This window comes from Legionella shakespearei DSM 23087 (genome assembly GCF_000373765.1).
Classification (GTDB): Bacteria; Pseudomonadota; Gammaproteobacteria; order Legionellales; family Legionellaceae; genus Legionella; species Legionella shakespearei.
Map to the genome: position 1 here is coordinate 159846 of NZ_KB892393.1, position 17080 is coordinate 176925.

Sequence of the window (17080 nt, forward strand, 5' to 3'; positions counted from 1 at the left end):
ATGTGTCCTTTGGTCAGAATCAAAGTTGTTCTGATAACCCACATCGTTGTAGTGATTGGTTCAATTCATCACCATGATAAATTGACAAAATTTTACTGCCATAATGAGGGTCAGTGGCGTATCCCGCTTTGTGCAATTCATTCACGTATTGCTCGGGATTTCCTGCACTCGCCAAAGCGCCCTGATAACGCTCGCTGCCTTTAATCAGCGATACATAATCATTAAAGCTCTGCTCTACCGATGGATATTTTCGGAATGAAGCAGTCATCTTAACTGGTGTATCGGCAATATACTCAGTTGTTTTAATTTTAACCGAATCAGAGACATCAGATGAACCGGATTTGATGTTAAATAAATTGTTGCTGCTTGAGCCATCAGCATCCTTGGCAATGAATTTGCCCCAACCGGTTTCAAGCGCTGCCTGAGCCATGAGAATTTTAGGATCCAGCCCCATCATTGACGCCGCTTGTTTTGCTTTAGGCCACAGTTCTTTAACAAAGTCATCGATAGTCGGTGAAGGCGCTGCCTTGGCATCATTATTGACATTGATTTTTAATGCGGCCTCAGCGGGAGGATTTATTGCCAGACCATCCCCCTTCTTATCCGTTCCAACCGTATTTTGCAATTGCTTCACCAACATGTCCGCAAGCCCAATTCCTTTTGAACCGGCGATGTCATTGGCGTATTGCCCATCCAGCATTTCCTGGAACGTTGTTTCATTTTTTCCTTTGAAAGGACTGGACTCATCCAGAAAATGCTGCCCCATACGCATGCTTTTCAACATGGATTGCAGAAATATCCCTTCAAACTGTTTTGCTACCGCCGGCAAAGCATCATTGGCATCATTTTTTGCCTGGAGCTTTAACTCGTTTAAGCCTTTAAAATCGCTGGCAGCAATGCTTGGTACTGTCATGTTTTCACCTTTAAATAACTATTAATGTTGCATTTAATGCACCTGCCTGCTGCAGGGCCTCAAGTATCGAGATCACATCTGCAGGAGTCGCACCAACAGCATTGATTCCTCTTACTATATCCTTCAAAGTAACGCCTTTGGGTAAAACGAAGGCATGATTATTTTTCTGTTCTACATTGACCTGAGATTGTTGTGTTTGTACTGTCCGGCCATTTGCAAAAGCATTGGGCTGACTGATAACCGGCGTTTCTGTAATACTCACCACCAGATTACCATGAGAAACCGCCGCAGATTTGACAATGACGTTATTGGAAATAACTACTGTTCCAGTACGTGCATTAATAATAATTCTGGCCTGTGACTCGCCTGGTTTAAATTCGATGTTTTCCAGAACAGAAACATAATCCACTCGTTGGGATAATGTCTTGGGAGCAGTTACCTGGATTGAAGCGGCATCCAATGCACGCGCTGTTCCTGGCCCCATCAATTCATTAATGGCATCACTCATGCGTTTTGCAGTGGTGAAATCAGGAGAATGCAAATTGTAAGTTAATGACTTGGAAAAATAAAAAGGATTGGGAATATCGGCTTCAACCGTAGCCCCATTCGGTATACGGCCGCCACTGGGAACGTTTACAGTCACACTGGAGCCATCGCTTCCTGAAGCGCTGATACCAGAAACAACGATATTACCCTGAGACATCGCATACACACGGCCATCAGCTCCTTTTAATGGAGTTAATAATAAAGTACCGCCTAACAGGCTCTTGGAATCTCCTATGGAGGAGATGTTAACGTCTATTGACTGTCCCTTCTTCATGAAGCTGGTTAAACTGGCGGTAACCATAACAGCAGCTATGTTTTTGGAGTTAAGACGGGTTCCTGCGGGAATATTGATTCCCAGCTGGGTCAACATATTGGCAAAGCTGTCTTCTGTAAATCGGGTTCCGATTTTATCACCAGTACCGTTTAAGCCAACAACCAGACCATAACCAACCAATTGGTTAGTACGCACGCCAGCCAAAGTAGCCAGGTCTTTAATTCGTTCGGCAAAAACCTGCGTTGTCAGCAGGCTTATCAGCACTAACCATGTAATAATCAGCAATCGCCGCATTACAGTTCCTTGTCTTTGATCGTGCTGCCCATCACATCATGGACAGCATATCCGTATTAATTAAGTAGGGAATAAAGGACCCCATAAGAATCGTGACAGCCAGCCTTGTGCATTGGTATTATTGACCTGTCCCGTTCCGCCGTAAGAAATTCGTGCATTGGCAACTCTGTCCGAATTAACCGAATTGTCCGCCCGTATGTCTTGAGGACGTACAATACCGGAAAGCTGCACAAATTCATTACCCTGGTTTATTCTAACCCATTTTTCGCCTTGTACCATCATATTTCCATTAGCCAGTACTTTTGATACGGTCACAGAAATACTTCCGGCCAATCTGTTGTTCTGAATGGAACGGGCATCACCAGTAAATTGTCGCTGGTTATCCAAATCAAAATCCATACTGTAACCACTGCCTAAAGAAATAGGTCTGCCCAAAAAGAGTTTATTAGTAACCTGGGTGGAGTCATTCTTCTTCTGGGTTGTGGTCGCATTTTTCTGTGCATCAGTTCGCTCTACCAGGAACACCGTCAGGATGTCTCCAGCGTGTCTCGCCCTTGGGGTTTCAAAAAGAGGTAAAGCCGTTTCATTACTGTATATAGCCCCGCTTACTTTACGCAATTCCTTGGGATCTGGTGTCGTGGGATACGTAGGAGCGTAATCAGGATTCTTGCCTGGAGCAGGTGCATTTAAAGTTTCGCACCCGCTCAGCACGGCACAGGACAAACCAAAGATGATAGCGTTAATTAATTTCATAACTTAATCCAATTACAGAGTTTGGTTCAGATACTGCAACATACTGTCAACAGTCTGGATGCTCTTGGCGGTGATTTCATAGCCACGTTGCGCCTGAATCATATTGACTAACTCTTCAACCACGTTGACGTTGGATGACTCAAGAGAACCTTGCATTATGGTACCTAAGCCCGAGTTACCCGGATTATCAATCTGTGGTGTACCGCTTGATGCGGTTTCAACAAACAGGTTCTGGCCTATAGGCTGTAAACCGGCCGGGTTAATAAAATTTGCTAACTGAATGTTACCAAGAACCTGTGGTGCATTATTTCCAGCAACAGTCACTGTCACTGTACCGTCTTTACCAATAGTAACACCTAAAGTTTGCTGAGGCAGTGTTATGGCCGGCTGAATAGGATAGCCGTTATTGTTTACAATATTTCCCGCATTATCCGTTTTTAAAGATCCATCGCGGGTATAGGCCTGTGTTCCATCAGGCATGAGTATGGTTAAAAATCCTTGACCTTCAATTGCTACGTCCAGAGCATTTTGCGTATTCTGCATGCCACCGGGAGTGAATATTTTTTCAGTTGCAACCAAATGAACACCGGTTCCCATATTAATCCCCGTAGGAATCTGGGAATTTTGGGAGGATTGTGCGCCAGCCTGACGTATGTTCTGGTAAATGAGATCTTCGAACAGCGCTCTCCCCTTCTTGAAACCAGTGGTGTTGACGTTCGCCAGGTTGTTGGCGATGGTTGCTATGTTTTTATCTTGAGCTTCCAGTCCGGATTTACTGACCCATAGTGCTGGTTCCATGAAAGTCTCCTGCTATTATTCTTATTATTATACTTAGACCTGCAATACTTGTGCCAGCTTTGCCCCGTTTTCATCTACAGTTGTCATGAGCTTCATATGTGCTTCAAATTCCCGACCAGCACTTATCATTCCAACCATTTGCTCGACCGCATTCACATTACTTCCTTCAAGGGCTCCGCCTACCACTTTCACAGTACCATCAGCAGCAGGATTTCCACCTTGTGCAATTTGTAGCAGCCCCTCTTCATTTTTAGTTACATTATTTCTATCAAGTTTCACGAATTTAATTCTGTCCAGTATTGCCAGACTTTTGACATCACCCTCAAGAGGAACTATGGATATAGTACCGTCATTGCCTATTTCTATAGATTTGGCTGGAGGAATGGATATAGGACCACCATCGCCAAGAACGACTTTACCAGAAGAAGTAACCAGGCGACCATTTACATCCAGTCGTAAGCTCCCTCCTCTGGTATATGATTCACGTCCCTGATTATCCCTGACGGCCATCCAGCCATCCCCGTCAATGGCCACGTCCAAATCACGCCCTGTAGTCATGATTTCACCGGGAGTAAAATCAACGCCATTCGCAACCTGAACAACAAAAGAATGGCCATCATTACTTTGAGTCCCATCTGCACGGGTCATATACATAGTTTGTGCCTGATATAAATCCGCCTTAAATCCAGGAGTGTTTACATTCGCCAAATTATTGGCAATCATTTCCTGCTTTTTAAAGTCCGCACGACCACCAGTAAGAGCGCTATACAGAATGGGTTCCATGGCTTATCTCCTAACGAATATTAATAATCGTCTGTGTAATCGCATCACCCGTACGTATGGTTTGAGCATTAGCCTGGAAATTACGCTGGGCGCTGATCAGTTTAACCAGTTCACTGGTCAGATCCACGTTAGACTCTTCCAGACGACCTGACTCAACAAGACCTAAACCTCCTGAGCCCGCGGCGCTAATCAGTGGTTGACCTGAAGAAATAGTCTCAGCCCAGTTGGTATTACCAAGGTTCTGTAAACTTTCAGGATCGGCGAAATTAGCCAGTTGAATCTGTCCCATAGCCAGAGATTGACCGTTTGAATAGCGGCCTAATACGATTCCGGACTGGTCAATATCAAGTCCAGCCAGACTTCCTGTAGTATACCCGTCATTATGCATGGTCTGTACGGCAAAAGGACTACCAAATTGCGTACTGTTTGAAAGGTCAATATTTAAATTTAAAGGATTGGAACCGTTATTCAAGTTCAGCGATAAAGGGATCAATCCGTTAGCCAGCGCAGTGTTGGTAGTATCAGCAACCCCTGCGAAAGAACCATCCGCATTAAAATTGGCGCGAAACAGGTTATCTGTGTTATTTGTACCAGCAAGGGCTGGAACATCCTGATTGTCGATCTGGAATGCTACATACCATTGGTTTCCTGTACCAGCGGGAGAGGCAGCATTGGGATCGCCTGCAGCAGCATCAGGATTAGCACGTATAAAATACATGCTTAACACGTGTGAATTACCCAAACTGTCATAAATTGTTGAAGAAGTCACATTATTGTAAGTATCGCTGGATGGTGTCGCGCCGCCAGCCCAATTCGCAGTTAATTTAGTGCTGTCAGCAAAGAGATTAACCCCACCATTCACCAGAGTACTGGCACGTGGGCTGATGTTTGCTGTATTAATGCGTAAATCACCAGACGCACCGGTAATAGCACCACTGGCATTAGCCAATAAGCCCGTTAATCGCTGGTTTGCCGCATTGGTAATATAGTTTTGATTATCGAGTTTGAACTGGCCGGCTCGTGTATACACTCGCGAACCTTGATCACTCAAGATGAAAAAACCAGAACCATTCACTGCCAAATCAAGGGTATTATTGGTTGGCGTCAAACTTCCGGTAGCGAATGACTGGTGCACGCGCGACAATTTGACACCACCACCTACAGCCACGTTACCCGTTCCATAAGCGTTATAGGTATAAATATCCGCAAACTCTGCTCTTGAACCTTTAAATCCTATAGTTGCTGAGTTGGCAATATTATTACCGATAACATCCAAATCCTTACTCGAAGCCTGAATTCCGCTTAAAGCCGTATTAAAAACCATAGTAGCCTCCTGCATTATAATTTTTAGCACAGACCCTTTTTACAAACAGGATTGCCTGTTATTTATACCGTTATTTGTCTTACCTGATCTAAAGTCACTGAACCTACACCGGAAACATTTAATTTTAGGCCTTCACCATTTTGCCCCAGGCTCACACTGTCTACATTTGCCGAAGTCATCGTCCTTAATGCCACTTCCTGACCACCGTAGACTCCTGTTACCTTGACGGTGTATTTCCCTGCGGCCAAACGCTGTTCGCCTTGGCCGGTGCCATCCCATGCAAACTGAAAAAACCCGGGTTCTGGTTGTCCCAAAGGAATGGTTTTAACAAGTTCGCCTGATTCTGAGTAAATTGCAGCACTGAGATTACTCAAGCCAGCGGGCATATCAATCGCAGTCTTCACATCACCCTCAGCCCCCAGAGATAATTTATCGCTGTTGACTAATACCTTTCTACCCACCAGAGCAGATGCCTGCAGCGCCTGGTTTGATTGTAAGGATGAAGCTAACTGTTGTAATGATTCCTGCATTTTTGTAATCCCGTCATTAGTGCTGAACTGTGCCAGTTGTGATAAAAATTCGCCGTTTGCCTGAGGTTGCATGGGATCCTGATTTTGTACTTGGGCTACCATCAAGCGTAAAAAGTCTTGTTGTCCCAGGCTTTTTTTAGGCGCTTCTGGCTGTTGGAATCCCAAAGCTGATGCTGCATTAGCACCATTCACCGAGTTTGTTGTCATCCTTTTCCCCTTATTCACCGAGTTGCAATGTCCGTTGCATTAACTGTTTGGTGGTGTTAAGTAACTCAATATTCATTTGATAGGAACGTGATGCTGAAATCACGTTTGACATTTCTTCTACATAATTGACGTTAGAGGTATAAACGAAACCATCTGCGTCAGCGATGGGATTATTAGGTGCGTAACGTCTGGTTGGTTCCGCATCACTTTCATGAATTCCTTTTAATTGAACCCCCGCTTTTACCTGATCACCCATCCATTGGTTTGCCTGTTCCTGAACTGCTTTAAAAATGGGGTACTTAGGCTTATACACATCATCAGGATTTCCCACTTCCACATTGGCATTACTCATATTGCCAGCACTGGTTTTCAAACGTGCTGTTTCTGCGGTCATTGCGGAGCCGGCTATATCAAAAATTGCATTTAATGACATAATTATTCTCCTTTTAACGCCACCATCATGGTTTTAATTTTACTGCCCAGGAAATTTAAGCTGGCCTGATAATTGAGCGCATTTTTAGCAAATTCAGCGGTTTCCACGTCTTTATCTACGGTATTACCATCCAGAGAGTCATGAGTGGGAACCCTATATTTGAGATTAGCACTGAAATCAGCATTGGTATTGATGTGATTGGGTGAGCTGGTTTGCAATTGTTGTGAACTTCTCGCCATGGTTGCGGTTAAAAGTTCATTGAAATCAACATCTACAGCCTTGTAATTGGGCGTATTCACATTAGCCAGGTTATTGGCCAGTTGTGATGCTCTCTGATCTCTGGCAACCAGTGCTTTGGCATGAATCCCCAAATATGAGTCAAGGTTAAGCGCCATATTCACTCCTTATTATTATTGTGCAACTTCATTTATATCGCAGTGAAAAGCTACATCTCTTAATTATAACAAAGCAAACATTGTGCCAATTCAGAAAGAATGAGAAAATGAATTAATAGTAATCAGTCTGGGGTAAACATGGTGTCAGACGTAAATTCACTCCCGCTCAATGCAATAGATCAAATTAAATCTTATCTGCTTCAGCTACAAAATTCAATTTGTCGTTCGATTGAAGCCCTTGATGGTGAGGCACGCTTTTCAGAGGATTCCTGGGATCGTCCTGGTGGCGGTGGCGGGATAAGCCGCATTCTTACCAAAGGGAAAGTATTTGCAAAAGCTGGTGTCAATTTTTCTCATGTATCAGGTGAAGCGCTTCCTCCATCTGCAAGTGCGCACCGGCCTGAATTGGCTGGAAGAAAATTCAGTGCTTTAGGGGTATCTCTGGTGATTCATCCTGAGAATCCATACATTCCCACTACTCATGCGAATGTTCGTTTTTTTGTCGCCGAAAAAGAAGGCTTTGCCCCTGTCTGGTGGTTTGGTGGCGGTTTTGATTTAACCCCTTATTATGGCTTTATGGAAGACTGTCACCATTGGCACGTGACCGCGCAACAGGCTTGTGAGCCTTTTGGAGCTCACCTTTATCCCAAATTTAAAAAGTGGTGTGATGAGTATTTTTTTATTAAGCACAGAAATGAAGCCCGCGGAATTGGGGGACTGTTTTTTGACGATTATAATGACACCGGTTTTGAACACAGTTTTGGATTGATGCAAAGCATAGGGGATCATTTTATAAAAGCCTATGAACCTATAGTTTCTCGCCGTCAGCATCACCCGTATGGGGCAAGGGAAAAAGGGTTTCAAAATTATCGCCGCGGACGTTATGTAGAATTTAATCTGGTTTACGATCGCGGTACTTTATTTGGATTGCAGTCAAGAGGCCGTACCGAGTCCATACTCATGTCTCTACCACCCGAAGTACATTGGGAATACAACTGGCAGCCCGAGCCAGGGAGCCCTGAGTCGCTTCTTTATACCGATTACCTGCCAGCAAGAGACTGGTTAAAAGATACAAATTAATTCCAATTGGCACAATGCGTACCCGGCGTGCTTGCAACCGGGGGACATGCTAAATCATGCTCTGTGCCGCAACAAAACTTCCGCTTCCTGACGGATCCACGTCGTCCTGAGCGCGTCTTTTTGCGCGAAGGATCTCCTGAAATTGGCACATTGCCAGTATTTGGAGATCCTTCGCGCAAAAAGACGCGCTCAGGACGACGTGGATCCGTCAGGAAGCGGAACAGTTATACTGGCAGGGACTGTGTTTCTGCCCTGAACCCCTGGCTCCCCTCGAACAAGCAGAGGGATGTCAGAGTCAATCCCAGATTGTGTTGTAGAAGAGACAACTGCAAACAGACCGGGCTACGTTACTATTCTATATTTTTTCTACTGCGTTCTTTTCTCTGTAACGTAAGCAAAACCATAAGCCAAAGGCTGCGATAAGATTCAATAAACTTAAGATCAAGAACACCTGAGGAATAGCGACATTCAAATGCAATAACAACATTACCAACATAGTGCCCAAAACCATAAACAAGGCGTTATAAATATTATTCGCCGCAATAGTCCTTGCCCTTGCCTCCGGATGGCTGGCAACCTGTAAAAAGGTATACAAAGGAACAACAAATAATCCGGCACTAAAAGCCAACATGAATAAATCAAAGGCAATACGCCAATGCCTGAAATAAGTAAAAAACGAAAATATGCCAATTAAGGGTTCCTGTACAACTAAATCTGTTGGCGATGCCCAATACAAATCAAAGGTAAAAACAGTTAAAGCGATCATGGCCAAGGGAACAATAGACAGAGTAATTCGCCCTTGTAAAATGCGATTAATAGTCAACGAACCCATAGCGATACCTATTGAAAATAAAGCCAGAAACAAAGCGAAGACCGTAGTATTAGCACCCAATACATAATGAGCATAATCAGGTAACTTGGTCAGCAGTACAGCACCAATTAACCAAAACCAGGAAATGGTTAAAATGGATAGTAAAACGCCCTGCTCTTCTTTAGCCTGTTTCAGCATAGCCAAAGTGGCGCGCCAGACATGCAAATCCACTTTTAAATTCACTAAAACCGATGGAGCGCTGGGAATAAATAAACTGGAAAATAATCCTGCGAAAGCAGCGCATAAAGTCATAAAAATAGCCAGGTAAGGGATGGAGCTGGTAGTGCCTATAGACAGAGTTCCCAGTGTTGTACCAAGAAGTATAGCGATGAAGGTGCTGGCCTCAATTAAACCTGTTGCACCTAATAAGTCCTGCCTTGGCAAATGGTCTGGCAAGATGGCGTATTTTATTGGTCCAAAGAAAGCAGAATGAATGCCCATTCCGGTAAGCGTGATCATCATGAGCAAGATGCTACCGCCATAAAGGGCAAAGCTGCCAATAATCATTAATATGACTTCAAAAACCTTTATCAGACGGGTCAATAAGGCCTTGTCGTATTTATCCGCCAATTGTCCGGAAGTTGCTGAAAAAAGAAAAAAAGGAAGGATGAATAAGGCTCCAGCCAAAGCCTGATAATATTCAGATTGTGCCTGAGAATGGCTTAGATGATAACTAATGAGCGTGAGCATCGCCAATTTAAAGGCGTTGTCATTGAAAGCACCAAAAAACTGGGTCAGAAATAAGGGTAAAAATCTTCTTTCTTTCAAAAGATACGCACAACCAAACCCCATAGCACACTCCATCGTGAAAACCTGAAATAATTGGCCATAAGGATAGGGTTGTCGTTAAGGAAAGTAAATCAAAAACTCATTTAAATCATTATTTTGTGTTTTCTTAGCCACATCGCCATGAGCTCACTGCCATTAAGTTAAAGAGGGGTTGATTTAAAATAGGCGTAGCCTTGATGCAGCGATAGAGTAATCAAGGTTTTCATCCAGCAGGTCTAAGTGACCATAGGAAAACCTTGATTACTCTATCGCTGCATCAAGGCTACAGTTTTTTATATATTTAAATCAAGCGATTTTGACAATTCAAGAAACTATGTGCTTTACAATTAACCATTACTTAATTAAAATACAGTCTCAACAAAACACTATGAGCATCCCATGAACCATTTTTTTAAAAAAGCAAAGTCCTATGAAAAAGCAGCAAATCAGCACTTTGAAAATGCATACAATTGTTTAAGTCTTGAAAACGAGCTGCTATACAGACCATATTTTGATGCCTCATTTCATACCAGTTCACTTGTGTACCCATTGTGTCATACTCTAAAAACCTTTATCGCAATAGGACGAATTTTACAAGGAACCTGGCTGTTAATCGAAGCTCTGTTTAACGATGATTTAGAAGAAACTTCTGAACGTATATTAACGGGCATGGGTAACGAATTACTTACATGCTTTTTAGATATAGGCAACATTTTCGCTTCTGTTCTTTCCATTATCAGCAGAACAGTAGCTTCTTTAATTAATGGATATTCAGAGAATACTATGAAAAATAGTATAGATTTTAGTAATCCACTCGCTCTATTCCAGTCCAGCAACATACTAGAGTCACTTGCAAATGGAATCACGTATAACGTGCTAGACGCGGCACTTTATGAAAGCACAACCACATTATCTATGTAACCATTATAATTAATTAGTGTCAGTTCGGGGCTCATCATACTCACTGCACCGTTCGTGCTGAGGAGGGATGGGAACCCCGTCTCGAAGCATACTCAGGGCAAAAAACCTGTGCCAGTGCTTCGAGACGGCGCAAAAAGACGCGCCTCCTCAGCACGAACGGATCGTGCGAGGGCGAAAAAGTTATGGTTTTATTCAGAACTGATGTGAACTCCAAATAAGGGTTTTCTTAGCCCATCCCACCCACCGACCCGTTCGTGCTGAGGAGGGGTGGTAACCCCGTCTCGAAGCATCCACCAGGACAAAAAACCTGTGCCAGTGCTTCGAGACGGCGCCAAAAGACGCGCCTCCTCAGCACGAACGGATTGCGCCAATGCAAATGTCGCCCTTATCCAGAACTCATATTAAATTAAGCTAAAATCATGGGTCTAAATATCCTATTTTTATTAGTTTGGCTTTGCCGAGAAAGCCCGCTCCTCAACCATTTCATTCGTTATTTTAGACAATGCTTCAATAGTTCTACGCGAACTGCCCTCTTCAAGCTTGCGATGAAAACTTATCATTGTATTCAGTGCTTCAACTTTCAGCTGTTGCGGATCATCTTTATACTGTTCTGTAATGCGCTCTATATCAGCAGCAAATTTATGGATGCTTTCGCTATGTTTTCCTGTAAAAAACGATAAAAAGGATCGTTGATGTAACGTGGAATTAGTATCAAGTACCATAGCTATAGTCTTGAGTCTCGCTATCAAAACCTCAGAATCAGACTCCTCCATAAGTAATGCCACGTTATCGTAAAATGGTCTCTCACTCCGGTTCAAAGTAACTGCCGCATGGAGTAAATTTTTGCGAATAAGCTCTGCATCTTCAACTTTGGAAACAAGCGGAAGCTTTAATTCATTTGCTACTTTATTAAAATGCTTTAGATCACCGCCAGCCAGCTCCTGAATTAACTGATCGGATTGTTTGGCATCCAGACTGGTAACAACAAGTGCATAGGTATCTTTCAGCAATGTCGGATAATTTTGAGTAAACTGATCACGACAGGCCAAAACTTCTTTATCTGATAATTTGGATAAATCCTTATTGATCAATAAAGGCAAAGTCTGACGCACAAAAGCGATGTTTTTACCTTTACGATTTAACATTTCCATGATCACTACAGCACGGGCAGCCTCATTAAACTGGTCGCTTTTATAATCATAATGATGAACTTTATTGTAATCAGCCAATATTGTTTCAAAATGCTGCGTGGCTGCAATTTGGAGCTTCACTTCCCGCGAAGTATCCTGGATCATTTCCCTGATTATTTCCTCACTGGATTCAAGGACAACAGGCTCCAGACCCACGTTTTCTTTAAAATCAAGAAAATGCATATCACGTATATGAAGCAGTTCCTCATCTGAAACTTTGGAGAAATCCATATTTAAGAGCTGCGGCATTACTTCACGTAAAAAGCCAATGTTATTTATTTTCAGAAGCTCCATCACCACAGCCCCGGAATCAAGTCCGTCAAACTGTTCTACCGATAAATCAGCCCATTGATAATGATTAAACTTTATTAATAGCTCTTCCAGTCTTTTACCCATTTCATTGAGCGACTGCGTATGTATTGCATTGAAATAACGACCTACCTTAGCTTTATTATGGTCAATAATGTCACGCGACAAAGTCATGAATAATTCTTGCTGAAAAGCTTTTAACGCTTTTTGAGAATCATTAGCAGTTAATTTTTCATAAGTTTTTTGGATGTTATCCGGATTGATATCATCACCCAAATGGCCATGTTCAATTGCCCATGCAATTAAATCAGCAAAGGAATTACGGCTGTAAATTTCTGCATAAAGTTCATTTTGCAAAAAGGCAGTAACAAAACCGCTTCCTGTCTGATAGTGTGGTAAATAACGGCTATCGCCATGATAAGCTACTGTAACATCCGCTTTAATCACTTCATCGTTCCAATGCAAATCCATGTCGGGATGATAATTGAGTACATCACCCCGCTCTCCCCTTGAAGTGGGAAACCTGGAACGCAGATGAGGATTAACGGGTAATGAATTGATGTCCAGATCTGGAAAAACCAGTCTGGCGATTTCACGAGTATATGCCGTTACCTGACGCTCAAAATCCTCCTTGTCCATATTTTGCATATTAAAAGGAATCTCTGCGCCTATATATAGAATATCATTGGCATAAAAAACACGCGTTCTGGGAGGACGGACAAGATTCCATCCGTATTTTTTTAAGGGCTGTTCCCAATCCGTTAAATCGAGAGAGCGTTGGTTATCTCTTAATTGGTCCAGAGTGATTTTGTTTTTGATGACAAAAGTAGTCGTTCCATGCAACGCAGTAACTGTCAATGATTTGACATCCTCTGAAGCCGTTTGAAGCGGCTCCGTGTTTCCATCAGCACGAAACATGGCTTTTTTATCATGATAAACTATTTCATTTTTACGGGCATCGCCTCTTAACGCTCCCGTGGCGACATGAATATGCAGATCTTTAACATCTTCTGTGGATATATCCAGAAGATGGGAGTTTTCATATACAATATGTGCAACTTCTTCTTCAAGCGAACGCAGGTCATCCTGTCCTATTTTTCTATCGATCAACAGAGGCTTGTTGTCACCACTTAAAGCGTCAATTGTTTTCAAAAGCAACAGTTGTAAATCTCTGATTTGGATTTGCGTAAATCGCTTATTACTGAAGACCCTGTCATCGCCTGATTGAAATCCTTGAGCTACAGAAAAATCACGATCATAGATCAAGGGAGCCAAATCTGTTTGTCTGACGCCAGCAGCTAGCAATTTTGCTGTTACTTCATCATTTTCAAATCTGAAAATATTGGCACGGGCCCTTACTCGGTCGATATCACGCGTTTGCGGCCTTAAACGGTCATCAATAAAAACGAATTTCGCCTTAGGATCATAGTTTCTTATCTTTAAAGCACGATGGAGATTCCCAGGCCCAGCACCGATAAATACGTGAACAGTCATCATGATTCCTGAAAATGGATTACATGGCATGAAGAGCAGCAAAAAATGCTTCTGCTCTCACCTCTACTTGTTCAAAGTATAAAACATGAATATTAAGAATACATTAAGCATATATTTGTCACAAAAATCAGCAAATTAAATGTGATTTGAGTACCCTAATCTTATTGATAGAGTAAGCATAAAGTTAAAAAAAGCTTCCATATTATTTAACAATGTGATTAAATATGCAACACAAGAGGCTGTATTTAATTGTTTATGGAGTTTATCTTTTGATTTATGACGTCTATTCATTCGATTTTGATGGCTGTTTAGCCCATGTAGGATTTTTATCAGCCCAACAAAAAGACATCCTCGCTGCGAACAGAGATTTACTCGAATCACTTAAAGCCAGTCCTAATCCCAAAATTGCTTTTGTGGGTTCAAACAGACAATCCGCACCGGATGACTCAACAAATTCTCATGCCGATGAGCGTGGCTCTTGCTTTCCTGCAATTTCTGCTATTAGTCAGGAACTCAATGCCGTGTTGGATGGGTTCCTGCTGAGCGACCTCTATAATGATTTGCCTGATGGCACTTCTTTCAGGATGGCATTGGAACATATTGCTCCGAATAAAAAGGATTATAACCCAACAGATATTAAGCTGGTCAAAGGACTTCCTAACTGGATTCATGATGAAAGCAAGCTCACCCTGCTCTATGCACAAATTCATAAAATAGCATCCGAACATCCAAACGATACAATCAACTTCAACTTCTTTGACGATCGTGAAGATTTACTGGATAACCTGCATGCCTATTTTTCAAAATACCCCGAATTAATTCCCGGTAATGTTACTTTAAAATTAAAGCAGTATCGCGGTCCTGTTGACAAGTTCGATAAACCGATTGAGCCACAGGTAAAGGAGTATCCTTCTATACAAGGCAGCAGAACAACCTATGACGCAGATTATCGCCAGACTGTGAAAGATATGGCAGCTGTTACTATTGAAGAAATGACCAGGCAAGGTATAGACATTACAACATCCAAATCATCCAGACCAATCACCAGTTTTGCAGAGGCGAAACAGAATCAGTTTGATATGTCACCCATAAAATGCATCCGCTATTATCAACCTGGCATGACACTAGTCCCCAAAATTCAGGCTCCCGAGAAAGTTCAACCCCCGGTGAAAACCAAAAAATCGCGGTTCTTTTTTGGTTCGAGGAAACAGGAAAGCAATTCCAATTTGTCTGCAGCCTCCAGCTCATCAAGTTCTGCTGACTCACCAACGTCCCCCCGATTTGCAAGCTCGTCCAGCTCTTCGGGTTCATCAAGATCATCAAGTACTTCAAGCTCTCCAGATGATCCGAATTTAATAGCTATTGATAAAGGAAAACAGGAAGTGCAACCTGAACCTGTAGTATTTGGTAAAACCGTACCTAAACCGATAAAAACCTGGTTCCATCAACCCATGGGCGAACATAGAAGAAAAGGTCGTTCTACTGAAGATACTGCTTTATCTGGTGAAAGCCCAACAAATGGCAGTTTGAAATAAATTAAGGAATAATGCAGTGCAGCCACGAAGCCAGACCAGGTTATCTGGCTTCAGCATGTAACTGGTAAAAGGTCAGCCCCTAGCAGGAAACGTTCGAGCAAGAGACAAGCTCCTCCCTGACCTGTTACTTTACCTATTGTTCGTTAGCTAAAACAACATCTTGTGCTTTCAGGCCTTTCGGTCCCTTATCCAGCACAAACGTTACAGGATCATTTTCATGGAGTGTTTTAAACCCAACACCCTGGATGTCTTTGTAATGTACAAAAATATCATCGCCTTGCTGGTTGATAATAAATCCAAATCCTTTTTTTTCATTAAACCATTTTACATGGCCTGTTTCTCTTTGCGACATTAGCTATCCCCTTTGTCTTAAACATTTTACATCTTTTTCGTTATTTAAATATTATAATGTCTATCGTAAGAACTCAGGCAGGGAATTAAAATACGGTTAATGCTCTGTCTAAAAACTATAATAAACATTTTACTATACGCACAAACATGATGCGCATCTCCATTAGCATAACAGTTTTTTATTGATTGTTAAGGATTTTTTTCAAAATATGTGTTTGTTTTCAATAATTTTTTATTTTAGGAATAAATAATGAATCATACCAAATCATCTTTTATAAAATTAGCTCTAGATAGCCAAGTTTTAAAATTTGGGGAATTCACGTTAAAGTCAGGCCGGATAAGCCCCTATTTCTTCAATGCAGGATTATTTTATCAGGGTAATGCCTTACGCCAGTTAGGGAAATTTTACGCGCAAACTCTATTGGATCAAAAAGTAGAATTTGATCATCTGTTCGGTCCCGCTTATAAAGGGCTGCCTCTTGCAACAGCTACCGCAGTCGCTTTGGATGAAATGGGTAAAGATGTCACAGTCACTTTTAACCGTAAAGAAGTCAAAAGCCATGGTGAAGGCGGCCAGTTAATTGGAGCCCCTTTGACCGGAAGGACAGTAATTATCGATGATGTTATCACCGCAGGAACCGCTTTTCGTGAATCACAAACCCTGATTAAAGAGAACGGTGGCCAACTCAGTGCCGTAATTATTGCCCTGGACCGATGTGAACGAGGGTTAACCGAAAAGTCCACCCTCTCTGAAATTAAAGAACAGGGTATTGAAGTGTATTCGATCATTAATTTATTTGATCTGATCGAATACCTTAATCATGCCAATCAAAAAGATCAGGTACAGAAACTCGAGGCCTATCAGGCTCTTTATGGGTGTTAGCATAGTGCCAATATCTGGAGATCCTTCGCGCAAAAAGACGCGCTCAGGACGACGTAGATCGGGGAATGGCAAAGATGCGTAGCCCGGTCTGCTTGCAGCCGGGATCGAAGTGGCACAATCCCGTCCAGGATTCAGATTTACACTCTCTGCCACGTTGGCACAATCTCTCAGAAACACCTTGACCTAAGCCTGTCTTTTAGGGCGTTGTGCACAGGGACGTGCACATCGACCGCATGGACGCAGGTTTCCCTAAAAGACAGGCTTAGGTCAAGGGGTTTCTTGCTCAGGACTTTCGGACTTTCGTACTGGAACTAAAGCTCATTGCCACTTCGATCCCGGCTGCAAGCAGACCGGGCTACACACCGTGCCAGGATTCGGATTTACGCTCTCTGCCACGTTGGCACAATCTCTCGGAAACACCTTGACCC

The 17080-nt window shown here is 42.5% G+C and carries 16 protein-coding genes; 4 read left to right on the top strand and 12 right to left on the bottom strand.

The genetic code is table 11. The annotated features are described in order from the left end of the window. Positions 1–19: 19 nt before the first annotated feature. The 9 genes from flgJ to flgB all read right to left on the bottom strand — a co-directional run bounded on the left by flgJ (position 20) and on the right by flgB (position 7250). On the bottom strand, positions 20–913 hold the full coding sequence (gene flgJ / locus B094_RS0106450) for a flagellar assembly peptidoglycan hydrolase FlgJ (protein ID WP_018576987.1): 894 nt from the start codon (positions 911–913) through the stop codon (positions 20–22). 10 nt (positions 914–923) lie between these two features. After that, a complete protein-coding gene (locus tag B094_RS0106455; RefSeq protein WP_018576988.1) occupies positions 924–2027 on the bottom strand; it encodes a flagellar basal body P-ring protein FlgI in 1104 nt (367 codons plus the stop codon). 60 nt (positions 2028–2087) lie between these two features. Next, positions 2088–2780 carry a flagellar basal body L-ring protein FlgH gene (locus B094_RS0106460; RefSeq protein WP_018576989.1) on the bottom strand — a complete coding sequence of 231 codons (693 nt, stop codon included), beginning with the start codon at positions 2778–2780 and terminating at the stop codon, positions 2088–2090. Positions 2781–2792: 12 nt separating this feature from the next. Further along, positions 2793–3578, bottom strand: coding sequence for a flagellar basal-body rod protein FlgG (gene flgG, locus B094_RS0106465; RefSeq protein ID WP_018576990.1), 786 nt, complete (start codon positions 3576–3578; stop codon positions 2793–2795). Positions 3579–3611: 33 nt separating this feature from the next. Continuing rightward, positions 3612–4361, bottom strand: coding sequence for a flagellar basal-body rod protein FlgF (gene flgF / locus B094_RS0106470; RefSeq protein ID WP_018576991.1), 750 nt, complete (start codon positions 4359–4361; stop codon positions 3612–3614). Positions 4362–4371: 10 nt separating this feature from the next. Next, positions 4372–5685 carry a flagellar hook protein FlgE gene (gene flgE / locus B094_RS0106475; protein ID WP_018576992.1) on the bottom strand — a complete coding sequence of 438 codons (1314 nt, stop codon included), beginning with the start codon at positions 5683–5685 and terminating at the stop codon, positions 4372–4374. Positions 5686–5747: 62 nt separating this feature from the next. Continuing rightward, on the bottom strand, positions 5748–6422 hold the full coding sequence (locus B094_RS0106480) for a flagellar hook assembly protein FlgD (protein ID WP_018576993.1): 675 nt from the start codon (positions 6420–6422) through the stop codon (positions 5748–5750). 10 nt (positions 6423–6432) lie between these two features. Next, on the bottom strand, positions 6433–6855 hold the full coding sequence (gene flgC, locus B094_RS0106485) for a flagellar basal body rod protein FlgC (protein WP_018576994.1): 423 nt from the start codon (positions 6853–6855) through the stop codon (positions 6433–6435). A 2-nt stretch (positions 6856–6857) separates the two neighbouring features. Further along, positions 6858–7250, bottom strand: a complete 393-nt coding sequence (gene flgB / locus B094_RS0106490; protein ID WP_018576995.1) for a flagellar basal body rod protein FlgB — start codon at positions 7248–7250, stop codon at positions 6858–6860. Positions 7251–7388: 138 nt separating this feature from the next. On the opposite strand from flgB, the gene hemF reads away from it, so the two are divergent. Next, positions 7389–8330 carry an oxygen-dependent coproporphyrinogen oxidase gene (hemF, locus tag B094_RS0106495; protein ID WP_018576996.1) on the top strand — a complete coding sequence of 314 codons (942 nt, stop codon included), beginning with the start codon at positions 7389–7391 and terminating at the stop codon, positions 8328–8330. A 355-nt stretch (positions 8331–8685) separates the two neighbouring features. Here the strand turns inward: hemF and B094_RS0106500 are convergent, their stop codons facing one another. Beyond that, positions 8686–9993, bottom strand: a complete 1308-nt coding sequence (locus B094_RS0106500; RefSeq protein WP_018576997.1) for an MFS transporter — start codon at positions 9991–9993, stop codon at positions 8686–8688. 375 nt (positions 9994–10368) lie between these two features. Here B094_RS0106500 and B094_RS0106505 point away from each other — a divergent pair, with 375 nt between their 5' ends. Then, on the top strand, positions 10369–10890 hold the full coding sequence (locus B094_RS0106505; RefSeq protein ID WP_018576998.1) for a hypothetical protein: 522 nt from the start codon (positions 10369–10371) through the stop codon (positions 10888–10890). A 443-nt stretch (positions 10891–11333) separates the two neighbouring features. Here the strand turns inward: B094_RS0106505 and B094_RS0106510 are convergent, their stop codons facing one another. Next, positions 11334–13886 carry a hypothetical protein gene (locus B094_RS0106510; RefSeq protein WP_155823680.1) on the bottom strand — a complete coding sequence of 851 codons (2553 nt, stop codon included), beginning with the start codon at positions 13884–13886 and terminating at the stop codon, positions 11334–11336. 221 nt (positions 13887–14107) lie between these two features. On the opposite strand from B094_RS0106510, the gene B094_RS16460 reads away from it, so the two are divergent. Further along, complete coding sequence (locus B094_RS16460; RefSeq protein WP_018577000.1) at positions 14108–15418, top strand: hypothetical protein; 1311 nt, start codon at positions 14108–14110, stop codon at positions 15416–15418. 133 nt (positions 15419–15551) lie between these two features. On the opposite strand, the gene B094_RS0106520 is transcribed toward B094_RS16460, so the two are convergent. Continuing rightward, the gene (locus B094_RS0106520; protein ID WP_018577001.1) at positions 15552–15770 is read right to left on the bottom strand and encodes a cold-shock protein; all 219 of its coding nucleotides are present in this window, start codon (positions 15768–15770) and stop codon (positions 15552–15554) included. A 249-nt stretch (positions 15771–16019) separates the two neighbouring features. Here B094_RS0106520 and pyrE point away from each other — a divergent pair, with 249 nt between their 5' ends. Continuing rightward, on the top strand, positions 16020–16652 hold the full coding sequence (pyrE, locus tag B094_RS0106525; protein WP_018577002.1) for an orotate phosphoribosyltransferase: 633 nt from the start codon (positions 16020–16022) through the stop codon (positions 16650–16652). Positions 16653–17080: the final 428 nt, after the last annotated feature.